General features: G+C 68.0%; 18 protein-coding genes and 5 pseudogenes. 8 read left to right on the top strand and 15 right to left on the bottom strand.

The window, feature by feature from the left end; genetic code table 11:
• Positions 1–71 precede the first annotated feature (71 nt).
• A complete protein-coding gene (locus SH922_RS39870; RefSeq protein ID WP_393063368.1) occupies positions 72–500 on the top strand; it encodes a hypothetical protein in 429 nt (142 codons plus the stop codon).
• 241 nt (positions 501–741) lie between these two features.
• Positions 742–1,590, top strand: a complete 849-nt coding sequence (locus tag SH922_RS39865; protein ID WP_393063367.1) for an NAD(P)H-binding protein — start codon at positions 742–744, stop codon at positions 1,588–1,590.
• Positions 1,591–2,270: 680 nt separating this feature from the next.
• Here the strand turns inward: SH922_RS39865 and SH922_RS39860 are convergent.
• From SH922_RS39860 to SH922_RS39825, 8 genes and pseudogenes are all read right to left on the bottom strand, one after another.
• Positions 2,271–3,248: an AraC family transcriptional regulator gene (locus SH922_RS39860; RefSeq protein ID WP_393063366.1), complete on the bottom strand. Its 978-nt coding sequence runs from the start codon at positions 3,246–3,248 to the stop codon at positions 2,271–2,273.
• A gap of 200 nt (positions 3,249–3,448) precedes the next feature.
• A complete protein-coding gene (locus SH922_RS39855) occupies positions 3,449–4,321 on the bottom strand; it encodes an IS3 family transposase (RefSeq protein WP_393063365.1) in 873 nt (290 codons plus the stop codon).
• Positions 4,318–4,629 carry a transposase gene (locus SH922_RS39850; RefSeq protein WP_393063364.1) on the bottom strand — a complete coding sequence of 104 codons (312 nt, stop codon included), beginning with the start codon at positions 4,627–4,629 and terminating at the stop codon, positions 4,318–4,320. The genes SH922_RS39855 and SH922_RS39850 overlap by 4 nt, the downstream gene beginning before the upstream one ends.
• A 62-nt stretch (positions 4,630–4,691) precedes the next feature.
• A pseudogene (locus tag SH922_RS39845) lies at positions 4,692–4,939 on the bottom strand (transposase); the annotation flags it as partial.
• A gap of 46 nt (positions 4,940–4,985) precedes the next feature.
• Positions 4,986–5,165 (bottom strand): annotated as a pseudogene (locus SH922_RS39840) (IS630 family transposase); the annotation flags it as partial.
• Positions 5,166–5,216: 51 nt separating this feature from the next.
• Entirely contained in the window at positions 5,217–6,200 is a 984-nt protein-coding gene (locus tag SH922_RS39835; RefSeq protein ID WP_393063363.1) for a GNAT family N-acetyltransferase, read from the bottom strand.
• Positions 6,201–6,242: 42 nt separating this feature from the next.
• Positions 6,243–7,493: an IS256 family transposase gene (locus SH922_RS39830; protein ID WP_393063362.1), complete on the bottom strand. Its 1,251-nt coding sequence runs from the start codon at positions 7,491–7,493 to the stop codon at positions 6,243–6,245.
• Positions 7,494–8,246: 753 nt separating this feature from the next.
• On the bottom strand, positions 8,247–9,194 hold the full coding sequence (locus SH922_RS39825; protein ID WP_393063361.1) for a zinc-binding alcohol dehydrogenase family protein: 948 nt from the start codon (positions 9,192–9,194) through the stop codon (positions 8,247–8,249).
• Between the two features lie 105 nt (positions 9,195–9,299).
• Here SH922_RS39825 and SH922_RS39820 point away from each other — a divergent pair, with 105 nt between their 5' ends.
• Together SH922_RS39820 and SH922_RS39815 are read left to right on the top strand one after the other, a co-directional pair.
• Positions 9,300–9,761 (top strand): MarR family winged helix-turn-helix transcriptional regulator, encoded by a 462-nt coding sequence (locus tag SH922_RS39820; RefSeq protein WP_393063360.1) that lies wholly within the window; start codon positions 9,300–9,302, stop codon positions 9,759–9,761.
• Between the two features lie 89 nt (positions 9,762–9,850).
• A pseudogene (locus SH922_RS39815) lies at positions 9,851–10,126 on the top strand (ATP-binding protein); the annotation flags it as partial.
• 158 nt (positions 10,127–10,284) lie between these two features.
• Here the strand turns inward: SH922_RS39815 and SH922_RS39810 are convergent.
• From SH922_RS39810 to SH922_RS39795, 4 genes are all read right to left on the bottom strand, one after another.
• Positions 10,285–10,563 (bottom strand): GFA family protein, encoded by a 279-nt coding sequence (locus SH922_RS39810; RefSeq protein WP_393063824.1) that lies wholly within the window; start codon positions 10,561–10,563, stop codon positions 10,285–10,287.
• 311 nt (positions 10,564–10,874) lie between these two features.
• Positions 10,875–12,194 (bottom strand): UDP-glucose dehydrogenase family protein, encoded by a 1,320-nt coding sequence (locus SH922_RS39805; protein WP_393063359.1) that lies wholly within the window; start codon positions 12,192–12,194, stop codon positions 10,875–10,877.
• A 71-nt stretch (positions 12,195–12,265) separates the two neighbouring features.
• Positions 12,266–12,703 carry an NUDIX domain-containing protein gene (locus tag SH922_RS39800; RefSeq protein WP_393063358.1) on the bottom strand — a complete coding sequence of 146 codons (438 nt, stop codon included), beginning with the start codon at positions 12,701–12,703 and terminating at the stop codon, positions 12,266–12,268.
• A 28-nt stretch (positions 12,704–12,731) separates the two neighbouring features.
• On the bottom strand, positions 12,732–13,433 hold the full coding sequence (locus tag SH922_RS39795) for a hypothetical protein (protein WP_393063357.1): 702 nt from the start codon (positions 13,431–13,433) through the stop codon (positions 12,732–12,734).
• Positions 13,434–13,823: 390 nt separating this feature from the next.
• Here SH922_RS39795 and SH922_RS39790 point away from each other — a divergent pair, with 390 nt between their 5' ends.
• Positions 13,824–15,215, top strand: a complete 1,392-nt coding sequence (locus SH922_RS39790) for a sporulation protein (RefSeq protein WP_393063356.1) — start codon at positions 13,824–13,826, stop codon at positions 15,213–15,215.
• A gap of 390 nt (positions 15,216–15,605) precedes the next feature.
• Here SH922_RS39790 and SH922_RS39785 read toward each other — a convergent pair.
• Positions 15,606–16,290 (bottom strand): annotated as a pseudogene (locus SH922_RS39785) (IS701 family transposase); the annotation flags it as partial.
• Positions 16,291–16,456: 166 nt separating this feature from the next.
• On the opposite strand from SH922_RS39785, the gene SH922_RS39780 reads away from it, so the two are divergent.
• Complete coding sequence (locus SH922_RS39780) at positions 16,457–16,861, top strand: type II toxin-antitoxin system PemK/MazF family toxin (protein ID WP_393063355.1); 405 nt, start codon at positions 16,457–16,459, stop codon at positions 16,859–16,861.
• Between the two features lie 385 nt (positions 16,862–17,246).
• On the opposite strand, the pseudogene SH922_RS39775 reads toward SH922_RS39780, so the two are convergent.
• Positions 17,247–18,383, bottom strand: a pseudogene (locus SH922_RS39775) (IS701 family transposase); the annotation flags it as partial.
• A 187-nt stretch (positions 18,384–18,570) separates the two neighbouring features.
• On the opposite strand from SH922_RS39775, the gene SH922_RS39770 reads away from it, so the two are divergent.
• Both SH922_RS39770 and SH922_RS39765 read left to right on the top strand, forming a co-directional pair.
• Entirely contained in the window at positions 18,571–19,074 is a 504-nt protein-coding gene (locus tag SH922_RS39770) for a transposase (RefSeq protein ID WP_393063354.1), read from the top strand.
• Entirely contained in the window at positions 19,071–19,442 is a 372-nt protein-coding gene (locus SH922_RS39765) for a transposase (protein WP_393063823.1), read from the top strand. Before SH922_RS39770 ends, SH922_RS39765 begins: the two co-directional genes overlap by 4 nt.
• 259 nt (positions 19,443–19,701) lie before the next feature.
• Here SH922_RS39765 and SH922_RS39760 read toward each other — a convergent pair whose 3' ends face one another.
• Positions 19,702–20,364, bottom strand: a complete 663-nt coding sequence (locus tag SH922_RS39760; RefSeq protein ID WP_393063353.1) for a nucleoside monophosphate kinase — start codon at positions 20,362–20,364, stop codon at positions 19,702–19,704.
• Positions 20,365–20,575 lie beyond the last annotated feature (211 nt).

Raw genomic sequence — 20,575 nt, 5'->3', positions numbered from 1 at the left:
CCGCCCGGCCCTTGGCCCAGCTGACCCGCAGGTCGTGGAAGTCCTGCGACGGCTCATGGACGAAGCCGCCGATGGCTCGAACCCGCACCGTCAGCTACTACGTCGAACGCGTCGGCCAAGCGGTGAGGAAACTGGAGGAACCGACCGTCGAGATGCCCTCGCGGGCAACCTTCTACCGCCTGTTCAACCGGCTGGAGGCCGGGCTCCATACGACCGGTTCGGCCCGCAGCCGCCGTTCACTGGCCAACCGGCCCGAAGGAGTCTTCGACCAGGTCACCGTCTGCCGCCCGGGCGAGCTGATGGAGATCGACTCCACCACGTTCGACGTGCTGGTGAGGCTGGACAACGGGGTCGTGGACCGCGTCGAGCTAGTCGGCATTTGTGCACGACTGGTCACTGACCGCGTACGTTGCGCCGGTGACGAAGAGATCTGGCTGGACGGTGCACTACACCAGCCGCGACGTCGACCGTCCTTCAGCTGGGCCGCCCTGGCTGCGTGACCTGCCCGATGACCTGATGTCGTGGCTCGATGAGGCCGGGCTGCCGAATGGGTGGGACGTAACGGGTGCGCACGGTCGCCCCGGAGCCCGGTCGGCAGGGGGCTCTCGCGGCAGGGGATGCAGCGGGCTCCTACTGCAGGGATGACCGGGACGCCCTGCCGTTCAGATGCCCGGACGCGCGGACATCCATCCCGGATTCCGGGACATGGCCACGCGGCGTCCGCCGGGACAGGCTTCGGTCATGACAAACGAAACTGTTCTCGTGATCGGCGGCACGGGCAAGACCGGCCGCAGGGTGGTGGCGCAGCTCCGTGAGCGGGGCGTGAAGCCCCGCGTCGCCTCCCGGTCCGCGGAGATCCCGTTCGACTGGGCGGACCCCGGAACCTGGGCGGCGGCCCTCGACGGGGTCGCGGCCGCCTACATCGTCCCGTACGACACCTCGCCCTCGCCGACCCCCGCCCTGGTGGAGCAGGCGGTGGCGAGTGGGGTGCGGCGGCTGGTGCTGCTGTCGGCCCGAGGCGCGAATGTCCCGGGGTACTTCGGGGCCTCGTACGACGGTGAGGGGCCGCACGCGCAGGGGGAGGCCGCGGTGCGGGCCTCGGGAGTCGCGTGGACGATTTTGCGGCCCGGCTGGTTCGCCCAGAACTTCAGCGAGGGCGTCTTCCTCGACGGCGTGACCGGCGGCGAACTCGCGCTGCCCACCGGGGACGGCACGGCCGCCTTCGTAGACGCTGACGACATCGCCGCGGTGGCCGCCGCCGCGCTCACCGAGGACGGCCACGAGGGCCAGGTGTACGAGCTGTCCGGCCCCCGGGCGCTCGGGATCGACGACGTGCTCGCCGAGATCGCCGTGGCCACCGGACAGAGGGCCCGCTATGTCTCCATCGACGAGGCGGAGTTCCGGGCCGGGCTCCTCGCCCAGGGGGTCCCGGACGCCGAGGCCGCGCTCTGGACCGACGCGCTGAAGCCGGTCCGGACCAGCCAGGAGGCCCCGGTCGTCGACGGGGTGCGGCGCGCGCTCGGCCGGGAACCGCGCGATTTCGCGGAGTTCGTACGGGACGCGGCAGCGGGGGGCGCCTGGCGGGCGTGAGCGCGCGGGGAGGCGCGGGGCCGGGGTCGCCGCCGTCAGCCCGGGCGGGTGAGCCGGCCGGCGGCGAGGGTCATACGCCACTCGGTCGGACACGCCACCGGGCATCCCCGGCCGGCGCGGTGAACCGCTTGGCGAACGTGGCCGGTGGTACCCCAGCCCGCGCCGCTGGCCCCGCAGTCGTCCACGGACGGGCCGGGCGGACCTCTTCGCCGTACAACGCCCGAGCGATCTTGAACGTCCAACTGGCAGGCCGGAGTTACGCCCGCCGCTCGCCATCGTCGGCCCATCCCTGGGGGAATTCCTGAGACCTGTATCCGCCCGGCGCACCGCGCGCCTCGGAACCCGCGTAGCCGTGGCCGCCGGACTGCTGACCGCTGGACTCGTGGCTCCGGTGCTTCCGCCGAGCAGCAGTCCGACCAGCTGTGGATCCAGGCGCCCACCGAGCAGAACCTGCCGCTCGGCAGTGGTGGAGGTGCGCCGCAGAGCCGGTCCCCGGGCATCGGGCTCTTCCACGACAACGGCAACTTCACCGTCACGGACGGCCGCCTCACGGTCGACATCTCCGGTATGGCCGGAGTGGCCGATGTGACCTGACCCGACAATTGCGCACCGAGCGAGACGAAGGAGAGCACCACCGGGACCGAACCGCGGGACAGCCCTCAGGGGTGCGGCCCCGTGGTTCAGCCCGCCGGGGCTTCCCGCTCCGGGAGGGGGAAGGACCCCGCCTCCCGGCGGTAGGCGCTCGGGCTCTCGCCCCGGAGCCGCTTGAACGCCGCGCTGAAGCCGAAGGCGTCCGCGTACCCCACCCGGCGGGCCACGGCCGCCACTGTCAGCTCGGGGCGGGTCAGCAGGTCGGCCGCGAGGGTCATGCGCCACTCGGTCAGATACGCCACCGGCCCCTCCCCGACGAGTTCCGTAAAGCGCTTCGCCAGGGTCGTCCGCGACACCCCGGCCCGGGTCGCCAGTTCGGCCGTCGTCCACGGGTGGGCCGGGTCCTCGTGCATCACGCGCAGAGCGGGGCCCGCCACCTCGTCGCCCAGTGCGCGGTACCACTTGGGCGGGTCCGCTTCCGGACGGTCGAACCAGTCCCGCAGCGTGCACACGAGCAACCAGTCCAGCAGCCGGTCGAGCACGATCTGCCGGCCCGGCCGCACCCCGCTGATCTGGGCCTCCAGATATTCGCGCATCGCCGTGCAGTCGTGGCCGTCCGGCACGACGAGTGCCGGGGGAAGCACCCGGAGCAACCGTTGCGGAACTTCCGCCCGTACGTCGTAGGTGGCGGCCAGCAGCACGGTGGGGCCGGTGAGTTCGTCGTCGGCGGCCGACCGGTCGGCACAGCGCACCTCCCGAACCGGAGCGCCCGCCGTCGCCTCCGTCCCTGAGGGCGGCCCCGTGGTCGTCCCCGTGGTCGTCCCCAAGGCCGGTTCGTCGGTGAAGACGAACGGTGCCGGACCTCGTACGATCGCGACCTCGCCGAGCCTCACCCGTTGCGGCGCACCGCCCTCCGGGACGATCCACCCGGCCCCCCTCAGCGGCACGCACAGGGTCAGATACGCCCCGTCCGTGAACCGCAGGGACCACGGCGGATACAGCACCGAACGGCCGAACACCGCGCCCTTGCCTCGTACGCCCCGCAACAGCTCGTCGAACACGTCCATGGTCCAACCATACGCATCGCCGGGTCCGTTCCGGACGATCACCTATGGGCCACGGACGGGCGGCCATGGGTCGTTCAGGTGGAACAGCAGCTGCGGCACGGAGAGTTGCAGCGCCCGTCGTGCGGGGCTGCGTGTCCTACAGCCCGACCAGGTACGAATGTGAGCTTGTTCCGCTTTGACGGACACCATTGGTGTGGTGGTCAGGCTGCGAGTGCGGTCTCGTACTCGGCGGGGCTGAGGTAGCCGAGGCTGCTGTGCAGTCGGTGCAAGTTGTACCAGCCCTCGACGAAATCGAAGATCGCGGTGCGGGCGGCGGCCCGGCTGGGCCAGGCGGAGGTGCCGAGCAGTTCGCGTTTGATGGTCGAGAAGAACGACTCGGCGAGCGCGTTGTCCCAGCACTGACCGGTGCGGCCGACCGAAAGCCGGACCCCGAACTCGACTGCCAGGAAGGCGAATTGCTGACTGGTGTACTGGCACCCGCGATCCGAATGGAAGATCACGGGATGGGTCGGGCGACGCTGCCGGCAGGCGACTGTCAGCGCCTCGGCCACCAGCTCGGTCCGAAGGTGATCGGCGGTTGCCCAGCCGACCACGCGCCGGGAGGCGATGTCGATGACCGTGGCCAGACAGAGCCAGCCCTCCCCGGTCGGGACATACGTGATGTCACCGCACCAGCGGGCATCGAGCCCCGTGCGGTCGGGGTGGAAGTCCCGGACGATGAGGTCAGGACGGAAAGCAGCCCCGGGATCGGCGACCGTGGTCACATGCCGTCGCCTGCGGTGCCGGCCTTGCAGCCCGGCGGCCCGCATCAGTCCTGCGACACGACGCCGGCCGCACCCGGCACCCTCGCGCTTGAGCACGGCATGCACGCGTGGGGCCCCGTAGGTTCCGCGTGATTTCGCATGAACCTCGGTGATCTGCTCGGTCAGCTCGGCATCCCGCACAGCACGAGGACCGGGCAGGCTGGAGCGACGGGTATAGAAGGCGGTCCGGGAGACCTTCATCAGCTCACACGCCCGTTTGACGCTGTGACCTGCGCGCTTCTCCGCCTCGATGAACGGGTGCACGGTCACCGGGTCTCCTTCGCGAAGAAAGCTGTGGCCCGCTTGAGGACGTCGACATCCTCACGCAGTCGGCGGTTCTCCCGCCGCAACGCGGCCAGTTCCTCGCGCTCACTGCTGGTCAGCCCGTTGCGCTCGCCCGCGTCGACCTCGGCCTGCTTCACCCAGTCCCGCACCGCGGTCTCGGTCAGTTCGAAGTCTCTGGCGACCTGCCCGACCGAGCGGTCACCTCGTCGGCACAGACCTACGATCTCAGCCTTGAACACCGGCGTGAACGAACGACGAGGGCGGCGAGGCTTCTTCTTCCCCATGCTCTCCATGATGGACATCCTCCCGGGGCAGAACCCCAGATCTCGAATGTCCGTCAAAGCGGAACAAGCTCAGTTGGCCAAGGCGCAAAGTCCTTCGGTAACTGTCGCCAGGCACACCCAGTCCGCACCACGTAGAAGATCGCGTCCACGACCGCCGCCGCGGGTGCTTCTCTCGCCGCCCGCCCTTCGGCCCCACTCGCGGAGGCGGGAGCAACGGCTCCACCAGCGCCCATTGCTCGTCCGTCAGGTCCGACGGATACCCACCCCCAGAACCATTCACGTGGCTCCCACCGACCACTCCAGCCGCAGGACACGGCAGTTCTCAAACGCGGTCTGAGGTTGAACTCGGGATGTCGTGCTGTTGATCAGGCAGGTCGGACGGTCAGGCCGGTCTCGGTGAGACAGCCGCCTATGAGGTGACTGCGGTACTGAATGTGCCGAAGCCGCCGTCGTATGCGTTGGTCGACGTGTTCGGGGGTGCTGAAGCCGACATCGGAGAGCCAGCCGCGTCGCAGGAGAGATCAGATGTCTTCGACGGGATTCAGGGAGCTATTGTCAAATCCTGTGGATGACCGGACAGCCCGATGGCCGGTCGATCAAGCAAACGGCTTGCGGTAGCGGACGTATTCGTTCTGCCGCCGGAACCCCACGCTCTCGTAGAGGTCGTAGGACCGATGTGGATTTGCCGTGCCCGTGAACAGCCGGGCGGTCGTTGCACCCTGTTCGCGAAGGCTTTGCAGCCCGTCCAGCAGCAGGGCCCGGCCGATTCCGAGGCGTCGCTGGTCCGTCCGAATACTCAGCTCTTCTACCTCGCCCACGGTGTGGTCGTGACGGCGGATGGAGCAGAGGGCGACGCCGACCATGTCCTGCCCGTTCCAGGCAGCCCTCCAGCATGCCGGGTCGGCGGTGTCGACGAAGTCCTGGAACGGCCATCTCTGAGTGAAGCCGCTGTCCGCGTACGAATCGACGACCGTCCTCCAGGCTGCACCGTAGTGGCTTGTCCCGATCGGCCCCGTCCGTATCCCGGCCGGCAGTTCGTCGCCCGGCTCGGGCATCTGCTGCAGATCGCCCAGCTCCAGCTCGACCAGACTGAAGACACGTCGGTAGCCGGCTGCACGCAGAAGTGCCGTGGCATCCTGCTCGGAGGTCGTGGCGTTCGCGCCGATCACTGCCGTCCGCGCCGTTCCATGCTGTTTGACGAGCTGGCGGATCCGCTCTTCGGCCCAGCTCAGCATGGCTGACCCGATGCCCTGGCCGCGATGCTCGGGCAAGAGGTAGCCGCGGTGCAGGTATAGCCACGTATCGTCCCGCTCCTGCCACCACCGGATCGTCGAGTAGCCGACGACGCTCCCGTCGCACACCACCAGGATCTGGTTCTTGGACGGCTCCTCCAACTTGGCAGAAGCTTCCGCGATCTCGGCCGCTGTCGGGAGCCCTTCCACAACCGAATGGGCATCGACCCGGTCCCGTTCAGCACACCCCCGCCGCACCGCGGCCATGGCACCGTGGTCTTCGTCGCCGCGATACGGCCGGAACCCGAAGCCGACCGGAAGGTCCTGTCCTGCCGTGCCATCCAACATGACCGGATGATCTCGAACTTCGAGGCAGGCCCGCCACCCTATTCACGCCGCGGTCGTCTGCGGCCGTTCAACGAGCAGGCCGCGTTCGAAACGGGCCCCGGCGCGGACGAGGGCAACGAGGTGGGGTGCATTCACGGCTCGCCAGCGGGCCTGGGCGGCCTCGACGAGCTTGAAGACCATCGCCAGGGCGGCGGCCCGGGACCCGGCACCCTTGGTGACCTTGGTCCGCAGACGGACGGTCGCGAAGGTCGACTCGATGGGGTTGGTTGTCCGCAGGTGGATCCAGTGCTCGGCGGGGAAGTCGTAGAACGCCAACAGTTCGTCCTCGTCATCGACGATCTTCTTGACGGCCTTGGGGAACTTCGCGCTGTACTGCTTGGCGAACGTCTTGACCGCGGCGGCCGCGTGCTCGCGGTCCTCGGCGTTGTAGATGTCCTGGATGGCCTTCTTCGCCGCGGGATGAGCTGACTTCGGGAGGCTGTCGAGGCAGTTGGCCGTTTTGTGAACCCAGCACCTTTGGTGGCGGGTTTCGGGGAAGACTTCGTTCAGCGCGTTCCAGAAGCCGAGGGCGCCGTCGCCGACGGCGACGGGAGCGCGCATGCCGCGCCGCTGACAGTCCCGCAGCAGGCCCGCCCAGGACTCCGCGGATTCGCGGTAGCCGTCGGTCATCGCGATCAGCTCCTTGGTTCCGTCCGCGCGCACGCCCATGACGACCAGGACCGCGGCCTTCGCCTCCTCTAGCCGGATGCGCAGGTGGATACCGTCGGCCCAGACGTAGACGTAGTCCGTGGCCGACAGGTCGCGCTCGCTGAACGCCTGATGGTCGGCCTGCCACTGGGTGGTCAGCCGGGTGACGGTGGCCGGGGACAGGCCAGCCGAGGAGCCAAGGAACTGCTCCAGCGCGGGCACGAAGTCCCCGCTGGACAGGCCGTGGAGGTAGAGGAGCGGCAGCACCTCGCTGATCTTCGGGGACTTGCGGCACCACGGCGGCAGGATTGCAGAGGAGAACCGTTTGCGCTCGCCGGTTGCCTCGTTGATGCGCTTGTCGTTGATGCGTGGAGCCTTCACCTCGATCACCCCGGCCGCGGTGGTGACCTTCCTGGGCTGGTGGTAGCCGTTGCGGACCACCAGGCGGCGCCCGATATCGTCTCGCTGGTCGGTCAACTCGGCTATGTAGGAGTTGACTTCAGCCTCCAGGGCGGCGGCCAGCATCCGCCTCGCGCCCTCGCGGACGATGTCGTCGATCAGGGAGCCGGTCTCGGTCGTTCCATCGGCATTCACTACGCTCAGCACGGGCGTGCCTTCCCGACCGACGGTGCAACGTCGGCCTACTCGATGACCAGAAGTCGATCACTCGGGAAGGTACGCCCTTCGCGTCCAACCCGAGGCCGATCCACAGGTCATGAGCATTGCTCGGATTCAGGTCGGGTACGTAGGTAGGGCGGCAGGTAGTAGATGGTCAGCCGGTCCCGGCTCCCTTGGCAAGCCCACGCTCCAACCGCGCGAACTGCTCGTCGCTCAGCCGTGGCAACGACGCGGGGCCACTCGAGTTCAAGGCCAGCGAACCGCCCCAGCCCCAGACACGGCACCACCTTGCACCGACACACTGACACACTGACACGCAGGTCCTTCGCGATCACCGTGCTCGAGTCACCCCGCTTGAACCGCTCGGCTGCTTCGAGCCTCAACTGTGACCGAAACTCCTGACGTTCGGCAGTCAGACCGTCACCCTTTGAATCCGCATACACAGGGTGGTACGGCAGGGATCGAGGACCGTCAGCCCCTACGACACCACGAGTTCAGCCGCAGCAGTTCGAACGAGTGATGGATTCACACGTCCGCGTAGCCCCTTCCGCCCCAATCCACGCCGCATGCTCCACATGCGCGCGACGCAGCACCTGCTATATGCAGCGCCGGCTCTGAAGCCAGTTGTGGTGGAGCGGCAAGGTCTTCAGCATTCCCCCACCGCTCACTGACGAGTGGCTGCCCGCGCAGGCGGGGCCTATTGGGTGAGGGGACCTCGCTGGTCCGCATCTCCGCAGCATGTCAGGCGATGCGGAGGATGCTCTTGCCGTAGGTTGCGCCCTCGGCGAGGTGCTGCACTGCGATGGCCAGGTCGGCCAGGCCGTACTCTGCGGTGATGTCCACGCGCACCTGGCCGTCTGCGACGAGGCTCAGTGCCCGGCGGGCGCTGACAGCCAGCCGCTCGGGATGGGTCCGGCTGAGCAGGTTGCTGTTGTAGGTCACGAGCGATTTGCCGTGCATGAGCAGGTCGTTGGCGTCGGCCAGGACCGGTTCGTGTGTGCTGAGGTTGCCGTATGCCACCAGTCGGCCGTGCGCTGCAAGTTGCTCGAGGCCGGCGTGGCGGGTCGAGCCGCCGACCGGATCGAGAATCACGTCGAACTTCTCGTCGCGGAGTTCGGTCGGGTAATCCTCGCGCAGCAGGAGCTGGTCATAGCCGAACCGGGCGGCGTAGTCGGCCCTGTCGCCGTTGCCGACCACGCCAACGATCCGGCCTGCCCCTGCCACCCTGGCGAACTGAACGGCGAGTGTGCCGACCGAGCCGGCGGCCGCGTGGATCAGTACGCTCTCCCCGGGCCGCACCTGCGCGGCCGTGTTGATCAGGTCGTAGGCGGTCGGTGCGCCCCATCCGAGACCTGCAGCCGTCCGCAGCGACATGTCGCCGATGCTGAATGCGAGCACGGAGGGTGCCAGGACCACCTCGGCGTAGGCGCCTGCCGTGGTCAGCGCAGTGACGGGCTGGCCGACGCGGCTTGCGTCGACGCCCTCGCCTGCCGCGACGATGTGCCCGGACGCCTCGAAGCCGGGGACGAAGGGGTGCGGTAGCGGGAAATGGCCGTCCCGGACCATGGTGTCGCCCCACTGGATCCCGGCGTGGGCAACGCGGATCGCCACTTGGCCGGGGCCAGGGGCGGGCTCATCCAGTTCGGCGACCCGGTAGTGGTCGGCGGAGTCGAAAACAACGCCCTTCATGATTACAACCCCCTGCGTTGACTCAGTATCCTTACAGTCGAGAACGGTAGCTATGTAAGGTTCCTTAGTCAATCCATGAACCTGTCAATGGAATGGGAGTGTGCGATGGAAGCCCCGACCGAGGATGACCTCTGCACGCGGATCAGGCGGTCGGAGCAGGCGCTGATGGCGCACCACGAGGCAGTGCTGCGCGCCTACGGGCTGACCATGACGCAGTACACCGTGCTCTTGGTCCTCGGGCGTGAAGGCGGCATGTCCGGCGCCCAACTGGCCCGCTCCTGCGGGGTGACACAGCAGACGATGAGCAGCGTGCTGACCAATATGGACACCAAGGAACTCATCCGCCGCGAGAAGTCCCCGGTGCACGCCAAGGTGCAGATCGCCACCCTCACCGATGAGGGCCAGGCACTGTTGGACCGCGCCTACCAGGAGGTCATCATCCTTGAACGCGCGCTCACGGACGCATTCACGCCCTCCGAACACGCCTCACTGTGCGAACTCCTGGAACGCGCCACGACCGTCCTGATCCAACAGACGCGCCACCCGGCAACCCCACCCGCCACCTGACCCCTCGGTCGGATTGCAATTGACCGACGACCCTCAGCGAAGTCATCCGGCCGCCCGGCACACGCACTCACGCCCCGCACACCAGCCATGTGACCCTCACGATCCGCTGTGCTCAAAGGCCACGCTACCGAGGCTTCCTCACCGAACTGCTGATGACCGAACGCGACGACCGGTCCCGCCGCCGCTCGGAGCGGCGGATCAGGGCGGTCGGCTCCCCGCGGGAGAAGTCCTTGCGGGCCTTCGACTTCGACGCCAACCCGAGCATCGACGCGGCCACCGTCCATACCCTCGCCAGCTGCGAATGGATCAAGAAGAGCCAGCCGCTCTGCCTCATCGGCGACTCCGGCACAGGCAAGTCGGTCTTGGACTGCCGCGCGGCGCTCGCAGAGTCCTCCGTCGTCCTCGCTGAGCATGACCGCGGCGGGCCCCGGCCCGGGAGTTCGCGCCTGCTCGCGGGCAAGAACGGGTTGTCGGCCGGGGCCATCGACGGAGCAGGTGACGCTGCCGACCAGTGGACGGGCGGTCAACCGGCCGTGCTGTGCTCGGTCTCCGGCACCGAGGTCAGCCAGTGCACGGCGTTGTCGCGGAAGGACGCGTGGATCGGCACGAGGTCTGGGCCGCTGGTGTCGTCAAGGGCGGTGACGTTGATGCCAATCTCTGGGATATCGCTGTCGATCGCCGCGAGGCGGCTGCCGCAGGTCGGGCAGAAGCCGCGTTTCGTCTCACCTTCGAAGGTCTCGTACCAGGTCGGCTCGCCGCCCTCGCCGGTCCAGGTGACCGTCTCGAATCCCACCCACCACATCACTGGTGTGCCGCCGAGCTTTTGACAGTGGCGGCACACACAGGTGTGGGGAAAGACGGCCGGGCCTCGGGTGGTGAAGCGGATGCGGCCGCACAGGCAGCCGCCGGTACGTACCTCGGCTTCTTCGGCTCCCTGGGCGTCGGCGGCGGAGGTGGCGTTCATCAGGTGATCTCCGGGCGCGGTGGGCAAGTTGGGCGCATCAGTGTGCCATCGCTTCCATGATCGCCAGGACCCTGTTGGCGGATCTGGCGTGGCCCCGGCCGCGTACGCCGAATTCGGAGGCGTCACGGGCCGGGCGACGAAACCGCGGCTCAGGGGCGTCCGAGAACGCGGACGGTCCATCCGGCGTCGCGCCAGGTGTCAGCGTTCAGGGTGCCGCGGCCGTCGATGACCCGCCGGGTAGCGGTGCGGGCGGCGAGGCGGTGCGGGTCGATGTGGGAGAACTGCGGCCACTCGGTGAGGTGCAGTAGCAGGTCGGCGTCCTGGACCGCGGCGATGGGATCGTCGACGTAGTCGAGGTCGGGGTGTGCCTTGCGGGCGTTGTCCAGGGCCTGGGGATCGGTGACGGTGACCTCGGCGCCGAGTTCGTGGAGCTTTTGCGTGACGGCGAGGGCGGGTGAGTCGCGGATGTCGTCGGTGTTGGGCTTGAAGGCGGCGCCCCAGACGGTGATCTGCTTGCCCAGGAGGTTGCCGTCGAGCTGTTCGCGGGCGAGGTCGACCATGCGCTCGCGGCGCCGGTTGTTGATCGCGTCGACCTCGCGAAGGATCGTCAGGGCTTGGTCGACGCCGAGCTCACCGGCGCGGGCCATGAAGCCGCGGATGTCCTTGGGCAGGCAGCCGCCGCCGAAGCCGAGGCCGGGTCGCATGCCGCGGCGGCCGATGCGTGCGTCGTGGCCGAGGATGTCGGCGAGCTGGCCGACGTCGGCGCCGGAGGCTTCGCAGACCTCGGCGATCGCGTTGATGAAGGAGATTTTCGTGGCGAGGAAAGCGTTCGCGGACGCCTTGGCGAGCTCGGCGGTGGCCCAGTCGGTGACGATCGTCGGCGTCCCCAATTCGATGATCTTGTCGAAGCACTGCCGCAGAACGGCTTCGGCCCAGGAGTCCTCGGTCTCGAAGCCGAGGACGAGCCGGTCGGGGCGGAGGGTGTCCTCGATGGCGAACGACTCGCGCAGGAACTCCGGGTTCCAGGCGACCTCAACACGGTCGCCGGCGGGTGCGAACTCGTGGACGAGGTCGCGGAGGCGGGGTGCGGTGCCGACCGGAACGGTCGACTTCACCGCGACGACGGCCGGACCCTTGATTCGTGGTGCGAGCTGGCGGACGGCGGTGAACAGGTGGGTGAGGTCGTAGGCGTGCTCGCCGGGCTGCTGCGGGGTGCCGACACCGATGAAGTGCAGGTCGGCGAAGGCAGCGGCCTCCGCGTAGGAGGCGGTGAACTTCAGGCGTCCCGTCGCGGTGTGGCGGGCGACCATCTCGTCGAGGTCGCGTTCGTGGAAGGGGGCCTTGCCGGAGTTGAGGATCGCGACCTTGTCCATGTCGCAGTCCATGCCGAGGACCTCGTGGCCGAGTTCGGCCATGCAGGCCGCGTGAGTGGCGCCGAGGTAGCCGCAGCCGACGACGGTGAGCTTCATGAGCGGGGTTCCTTCGCGAGGTGGGGCCGCCGACGGCCCCACCTCTACCCCGCCCGGAAAGGACGGGGTGCTCAGGCGGGCCGGGTGGCCAGGTAGCGGTTGATCCCGTCTCGGATGAACGGCGGGATCATGAGGATGCTGAGGCGTTCGGGGGCGAAGAACTGGAGCTTGACGCCCTCGGCGAGGGGCAGCGTGGTCTCGTCGCCGTCCCAGGAGGCGGCAAAGAACGTGATCAGCCGGCCGGAGCCGCGCTCGTCGCGGATCTCGAACAGCTCGGTGAGGTCGTCGACGGCGAGGCCGGCTTCTTCGTCGAGCTCTCGGACAATCGCGGTGGCCGGGTCCTCGCCGGGGTCGCAGCCGCCTCCCAGAACGCTCCAGTGATCCGGCCAGGCGATCACGCCGGGCAGGTTGTCGCGCAGGGAGAGGAGGAGCTCGCCGCGGCAGTCGGCGATGATTGCGACCGCTCCGCGGGCGGTGGCCGGGCTCTCGGCAGTGGTGTCCTGGTACATCCGGACACCGTGGTGAGGTGAGAGATCGTCATGCGGGAGCCCTCACGCTCTGGTCGCAAAACCAGCCGGCCGTCATGAGGGCCTGCATGCGGGTGCGGTCGGCGGAGTAGGTGCCCTCGACAGGCTGCCGGCCGGTCAGCGACCACCACGCCTTCTGATCGAGGGACCCGGTGGCGATGTCGAAGGTCAGCAGGGGCGCGGGGGCCAGCAGCTGGATTCCCTGGCACGGGGTGTCGACGCCGACCGGCGTCTCGATCGACAGCACCTCGGGCCGCAGCGCCAGCGGCGCCGGGCCGTAGCCGGTCAGAGTGGTGGCCTCGGAGGCGAACGCGAGCCGGCCGCCGTCCAGGCGCCAGTGGAGCGGCTTCTCCCCGAGCCGGTCGCCGGCCAAGAACAACTTCTCGGCCTGCGGGTCATAGACGGACAGGGCGAACATGCCGTCCAGCCCGTCGAGACAGGACGGGCCGAGCTTGGCCCAGGCCCGCAGCACGAAGTGCGCGTCCGTGTCCCTCGGGCCCAGCGGGATGCCCCAGGCGGCGTCCTGCTGGCGGTAGTTGCAGATCTCGCCGTCGAAGGCCAGCAGCACGCCAGTCTCGCAGTCGAGGTAGGGGCCGGGCATGGCCTGCGGGTCGACGATCAGCAGCATGTTCATGGCCGGCACCGCCCGGCCGTCCGTTCTGGCGGCGTGGTGGGTGCCGTCCGGGCCGCGGTGGGCCTGCGAGGCGCCCATGGCGCCGACCGTGCGCTCGTGCCGGCAGCGTCGGCTCCGGCCAGTCCTGCGATTCCGCACAAATCTGGTTCACCCCCGAGTGTGGTGGTGCCTTGGTGGCAGCCGCCGCCGGAAGGAGACCCGTTCCGGTCCCGGCGGCGGCCTGGGCTCTCATCACAGCCGCCCAGGAAGATCGGGGGGAGGGCTCGCAGGGGGGCTCACAACTCGCAAACGCGGCTCGCGGCTCGCGGCCCGCCGGGGAGGAATATCGTCAGTGACCCAACACACGGAACATGTAAGACTCTTCGTCCCCAGTCGAGTACGGATCTCGTGCTCCACCAAGTACAGGCATACGTACTCAACTGCTTGTGCGAGTCGCGCATGGTCCCTCGCAGGCAAAGGGAGAAGGTCGTGGCATCGACCACCCGCCGGACTCGTCCGCCCAACGCGGACCTGTCCCGGCTCATCGAAGCCAGCGGCGCGAGCCACAAGTCTCTGGCTCTGCGCGTCAACCAGCTCGCCCATGCCGCCGGGATGGAGAGGGACTATTCACACACGTCCGTGGCGAACTGGTGCAAGCGGGGTATGACGCCGAAATGGCCGGTCCCGAAGCTGTTGGCGCAGGCCATCGGCGAACGGCTCGGCCGGCCCGTCAATCTGAACGAGATCGGAATGTGCGAGGCGGAGACAATCGACGCCTCGGTGGGGTTGGATTTCCCGCGAGACCCCGCCGACGCCATCCGCGTCGCCACTTCGTTCTGGAGCTCCGTGAACCGCCGTGACTTTCTGGCCGGATCCGGCTTCACCGCCTCCGCCTTCACCGCCCCCGTCACCCGATGGCTCGTCACCCCCGCCGACGAGACCGCCGGCCACAAGGGCAGCGGGCAGGTCGGCCGGGCCGACCTCGACGAACTGCGCGAAGCCGCCGACGACGCGAGGCGGTGGGACTCGAAATACGGCGGTGGAAACTGGAAGGCCAACTCCGTCACCGACTGCCTCGACTACCGCGCGGGCCCGCTGCTGCAGGGCTCCTTCTCGGACGAGCTCGGCCGTGAACTCTTCAGCGTGACCGCCGAGTTGTCCCGACTCGCCGGGTGGACGGCCTTCGATGTCGGCCAGCACGATGCCGCCCAGCGGCACTTCATCCAGGCCCTCCGCCTCGCCCGCGCCGGCGGGGATGTACAGCTGGGCTGCTACGTCCTGACCACGATGGCGATGCAGACGCTCATGCGGGGCTTCGCATCCGAGGCCGTGGACATGGCCCAAGGGGCCTTCGAGCGGGCCAAGGACCGGGCCGTCCCCCGGGTGCTGGCGTTCACCAAGCTCATCGAGGCCCGAGCCCATGCTCGGGAAAGCGCCCCCCGGGCCGCCTCGAAGGCCCTGAAAGCCTCCGAGGACCTGCTTGGGCAGGCGAGGGACGACAGCGGCGACGAGCCCGCGTGGATCGACTTCTATCACCACGCCCGACTCTCCGCGGACGCCGCCGAGATCTTCCGCGACCTGAAGAATCCCAAGATGGCCCTGACCTGGAACCAGCAAGCCGCCGCCATGCCGACCGGGGTGTTCACCCGCTCTGTCGGCATGCGGCTCGCCATCGTCGGAACCGCCCACCTCCAGGCCCGCGACCTCGACCACGGCCTCGAGCTCGGCAACCGCAGCGTCGACATCCTCGCTCGCGTCCAGTCGGGCCGGGCGAAGGACTACGTCCGCGAGTTCAACGCCGCCCTTGCCCCGTGGCGGCGCGAACCGGCCGTGCGCGAGTTCGTCCACCGGACCCGCAAGGAGCTCGGTGTCGCCGCGTAATGGCCTGCTCTCTCCGTTAATCGCCGGACGGGCGGAGCGGATGACAGGCCTGGGGGCAGGCTGGTCCTGGCCGTCGGGTTGCCGGAGGATGAGGACGGCTACCGCGAGGGCCATCTGCTCCGCTCACCGCCGGGACTCGGCCTCGGCAGCCCGGGAGTCCTTGAGAACTTCCAGCCGGACAACCTCTTTGCGCAGTCGCCTTTCGACTTCCGGCGTCCGGTGCGTTTCCGAACGCACCCGCAAGCAGTCCCAGGCGGTGACAACTCGCTATGACAACGCGGCCATGTCTTCCTCGGCACCGCGATAGCGGCAGCCCTGGTCATCCGGCTCCGGCTCCGAACCGGATGCAGTTCAGCGACCGCCGAAAGCCTGTTGCGGAACGCTGTGGGGTGGGTATTTCTCCTGTGTGGGTGGGGTGCTGCGGGCTGAGGCATTGTGGGTGGAAACGTTCGAGCAGGCCACCGCGAGGACGTAGCCGGTGCCACGTTCCTCCAGCGCGGCGCGCAGCCTCGGGTTGCCGCCGTAGACCTCGTCTCCCGCGACCCAGGCGGCCTGGTGGCCGGCGTCGAGGAATCGGGTGACCATGCGAGCGGCCAGCTCCGGCTTGGTCGCGAACTCCGTCTTGTCGCCAAGGCCGGCAGCGGTCGGGGTCGGAGGTCCAGGAACGCGGAACGTACAGTTCCCGGACCGCCGCGGCGTGCCCGCGGCGGCCGACGTAGACCAGATAGACGGCGACCTGGGCGTTCTCGATCCTGCCCGCGGTGCTGGTGTACTGCCGCTGAGCACCGACAGTGTCGGTGCTCTTCTTCACGTCGCCGGTCTCGTCGACAACCAGGACTGCCTCGTCGTCGTGCAAATGCTCGACCACGTAGGCGCGCACGTCGTCGCGGACCTGGTCGGCGTCCCACTTGGCCCGCCCGAGCAGATGCTGCATGCCGTCCGGGGTTCTGTCCCCGGCCCGCTCAGCGATGGTCCAGTAGTTCTTGCGCGGCAGGTCGGACAGCAGGCCGAGTACCAACTTCCGGTCCCGGCGCCGGGATTCCACCCGCGTGAAACGTCCCGCTAACCGGTTCATCAGGCCCTCGAACCTTTCCTGCCAGCGGGCAGGGTCTACGCTGTGACCTGCGGCCACCGCATGATCGTTTGCCTTCACACGCCTATGATCAACGGTGGCCGCGCCCGTCTCCACAGCGCGTCAGGGTCGCGCAGCGTCTGCCTGCCGTCCTGTACTTGGAGGACTTGTGCAACGTGGCGAAGTCTGGTGGGTTCAGTTCGACGAGCGGAGGTTGGTCGTACTGCTGTCTGGAGAGGACACCTCCGGGATCCGGGTGATGCAGGTCGTTGCTCCGGCGGGCGTCGACATCAGCGGTCTGGGCATCGAAGTGATGGTGGGCGCCGGTGAAGGACTGCCGTTCGAAGGCGTGCTGCGGCTCGCGTTCCCGCGTCCAGGCTTCACCCCGTGCACGTGGCTGACCACTGTGTCCCGGGACGACCTGATAGAGCGGGAGGCCGTCCTTTCCTCCCTGAAGCTCAGCGAGATTGACGACGCCCTCCGACTCGCTGCACAAGCGCACGAGCGTACCCCGGCAACGACTGCGAAGCTCAGCGAGATACGGGACGCCCTCCGTCTCGGCGAACTCGGGTAGACGAAGAAGGAGCCGACGCCCGTGACGGCGTGGGCGATCTCGGGCGAGACGATCCACGCTGGCCTCGACGCCCCTCACCATCGAGATCACGATCTACGGCTGGAGTATTAGCTCCAGTTGCACTTCTCCATATGACCTGGTCACGGGGCCCTTTTGGAGTCTAGTCGGCTGACGCTGCATCAGGTCGGTGGTGGTTCGTGACTCACCCGATCGGGGCGCGTGCGGCGCTGGTAGTGGCAGCGGCGGGCGATGGCCTGGTGGCGTCGGCGCCAGCGGGACCAGTAGAGCCGCTGCGCGGGTGACCGGTGCCGGGCTGAGGGGGGATGGGCAAGGTCCAGGAGCCGCCGGACTTCTGCCACGGTGAGGGGAACGAGGCTGCTCGAACCGTTTCTGCGGCCCCCTTTTCGAGGGCCTGGGCTGTCATTGCCGCCAGGAAGGCGTGCGCGAGCATGGCCAGGGTGATGTGGCGGTACCAGCCGACGTAGCGGCGGACTTCGTACTGGTCCAGACCGCACTCGTTCTTCGCGGCCTGGAAGCACTCCTCGATGGCCCACCGGGCGCCAGCCACCCGAACCAGTTCGGAGACGGTAGCGTCCGCCGGCGCGAAGGCCAGGTAATACGCGATCTCCTCGGGACGTGCCAAGCTGCGGCGGGCCAGCACCCAGCGGTAGTGGGCGGGATCCGAACCCTCGATGGTGGGCAGCCTGACCGCGGCCCAGTCGTAGACCCGCGGCCCCTTCGCACCGTCACCGCAGGAGATCCGCTCCCACGCCTCGGCCGGGGCACCGGTCAGGACATGGTCGATGCGCCAGCTTCCCGCTGGAGACTTGACCTGCTGCGACTTGGGCACCGCCAGGACGTAGCCCACGCCGGCCTCCTCCAGCATCCGCCGGAAGTGCCACTCCTGCCCGTAGGCCGCATCGGCGGTTACCCAGGCGATCGGCAGTGCAGAGTCCAGGGCCCGCCAGACCATGGCACGGGCAAGTTCTGGCTTGGTCGCGAAGGACTTGCTCTCCGGAATCCGGGCGGTGCGACACCGGTCGGAATCCTCCGTCCAGGACTTGGGTAGGTAAAGCTCGCGGTCCACCAGGATCCGGCCCCTGGCGGAGGCATAAGCGGCGAACACTCCGATCTGGCAGTTCTCCGTGCGGCCAGCGGTGCCGGAATACTGCCTTTGCACCCCGGCGGAGACGGTGCCCTTCTTGAGGAAGCCGGTGTCGTCCACGATCAGAACACCGTCCGGCTGCCCGAGCTGGTCGGCCACGTAGTCCCGCAGATCGTCGCGGATCTCGTCCGGGTCCCACTGGCACCACGACAGCAGTCGCTGCAGCCCATACGGGGTGTCATTGCCTGCGTGCTCGGCTATCTGCCAGCTGTTCTTCCGGCCCACTGGGCCCAGCAGGCCGCGCACGTAGTCCCGCATCCGCCGCCGCGGCTCGACCCTGCCGAACCGCTCGCCCACCCGCAGCAGCAATGACTCCAACTCGGCATCCCACGAACCGACTTCGGTATCGCTCTCCATATCCACAACCGGTACAACGCGCCCCGATCGGGTGAGTCACGAACCACCACCGACCTGATGCAGCGTCAGCCGACTAGACTCCAAAAGGGCCCCGTGACCAGGTCATATGGAGAAGTGCAACTGGAGTATTAGGTAGAAAGCCGCGTGCTGACGTTCATACGGTTCGGGAAATTCCGTCCACCGCTGTATGTCGGCGTCTTGGCACACGGCGAAGACCGCGTCCTCGTCGCTGGGATCATGGGGGCATAAGTGCAGACGCTGTGTCGTCAGCGAGATGAGTTCCATGGGCGGAAATCCTGACCCTCTCTCACACACTTGGCCATCGATCTGTGATGTACGTCGAGCCCGTCGCGTATATGGATCGTGCGAAATGATTTCGGACCGTGGCACGCGGAGACCTGACGGACGAACAGTGGGACCGGCTGGAGGCACTCTTGCCAGAGGGGTGAAGCCTGGGCGACCGCCGATATGGACGCAGCGGCAGCTGGTCAACGGGATACGGTGGCGAACCCGGGCCGGGACGCCGTGGCTCGATGTGCCCGAATGGTACGGACCGTGGGACCGAGTCTACGACCTGTTCAGGCGCTGGCAGCGGGACGGCAACCGGAAGCACATCTTCACCGAACCGAAGGCCCAGACGGACGCAAAAGGCCTGATCACCTGGGATGTGAGCGTTGACTCCACTGTCTGACGTGCCCACCAGCATGCCGCCGGAGCGGCAAGAAAAGGGGATCTCCAAAGGAACCGCCTGGCGGCATCGACACCGACACGGCCGACCATGAACTCGGACGCTCGCGCGGCGGCCTGACCACCAAGCTCCACCGCGCGGTCGAGCAGGGCCAGAGGCCCATGTCCATCGTGATCACTGCCGGTCAGCGTGGGGACTCACCGCAGTTCGAACCGGCCCTGGAGAACATCCGGGTGCTCCGACTCGGCCTGGGACGCCCGCCCAAGCACCCGGACAAGGTCCGCGCCGACAAGGCTTACGGATCCCGGAGGAACCGCGCCTACCTGCGCAGACGCGGGATTCGCTGCGATTCCGGAGACGAGTGGCTGTGACCAGCACTTTCGCAACAGGCCCTGAACTTGTTCCTTAACATCGCGGTGATCATCTCGCCCGCCAACTTGTACATATGTTCGACAGGTGCAGTCCAAGAACTGTCCGCACTGTCCTTGACCTACTTCGACCTGCTGCCGCGGAGAGTGCCGGGCGGCCGTGGCCGCGCCTCGCTCCGAAGGTCAGCAGCACCAGGAGTTGAGGGATGCTGCTGATGCTGAGGGGGCCCTTGGACGGCCTGGTGATCGGTGAGGAGCAAAATCAGCGGCTGCGGTTCTGGAGCGCGGCGAGTGCGCGTCCGGATATCTCGTCAAACGTGCCGGCAGCGTCGACTGTGACGAGGAGGCCCTGCTCGGCGTAGTGCTGGGTGATGGGTTCCAGCATTGCTTCGTAGGACAGGTACATGTTGCGGTACCGGGTCTCGGTCTCGTCTTCGTGCTGGTAGAGCTTCCCTCCGCAGTGGCAGAGGCCTTCGACGCTGAGGCGGTGTATATCCGGGATGAAGCGGTGGGCGCGGTCGTTTCGGCAGCGGCGCCAAGCCGCAAGGCGGTGGATGCGACGTTCCACGCCCGAATCGGGCAGACGCAGGTTCACCACGCCGTCGAGAGGAGCGTCGAACTCACGGAGCAGGTCGTCGAGGGCGAGCGCCCGAGAGAGGGTGCCGGGGTGTCCAAGGAGGAGGAAGCCTGTGTGGGTCAGCCGCTCAAGGCCGTCGCGGACGACCTCGGTGATGAGGTTTTCGTCGACCAGGTTGTTGCCGGATTTCGTGAGCTCGGAGACCCGGATCCCCAGGTCAGTGCCCTGCGAGATGTTGGCGCGCATGAAATCGCCGAGTGAGGTCTGCGGCACTGCCAGCGCCTGCGCCAGCAAACTGACCGTGGCATCTCGCCCACCCCCTGGCGCTTCGAAGACGACCACACGCACCGGCCCGCTACTCCTCAGCTAGGTTCCGACCGCAGATTCAGCCTGCCGATCCGGATTGGTTCAGGTTCCCGCGAGTTGTGATCCTGTCACGCCCCGAATGGAACCCGTCAACGCCTTCCATGAATCGGTCATCTTTGCCCATGGGCACTCGTTCGGGTGATCGCCGGGTATGGGTGCGGCCTTCTCGTGATCCTGAAGTCAGCGATGAGTT

The organism is Streptomyces sp. LN549, assembly GCF_043203805.1.
Classification (GTDB): Bacteria; Actinomycetota; Actinomycetes; order Streptomycetales; family Streptomycetaceae; genus Streptomyces.
Note: the sequence above shows the minus strand (reverse complement) of the source record. Positions and strands in the feature narration are given on the sequence as shown.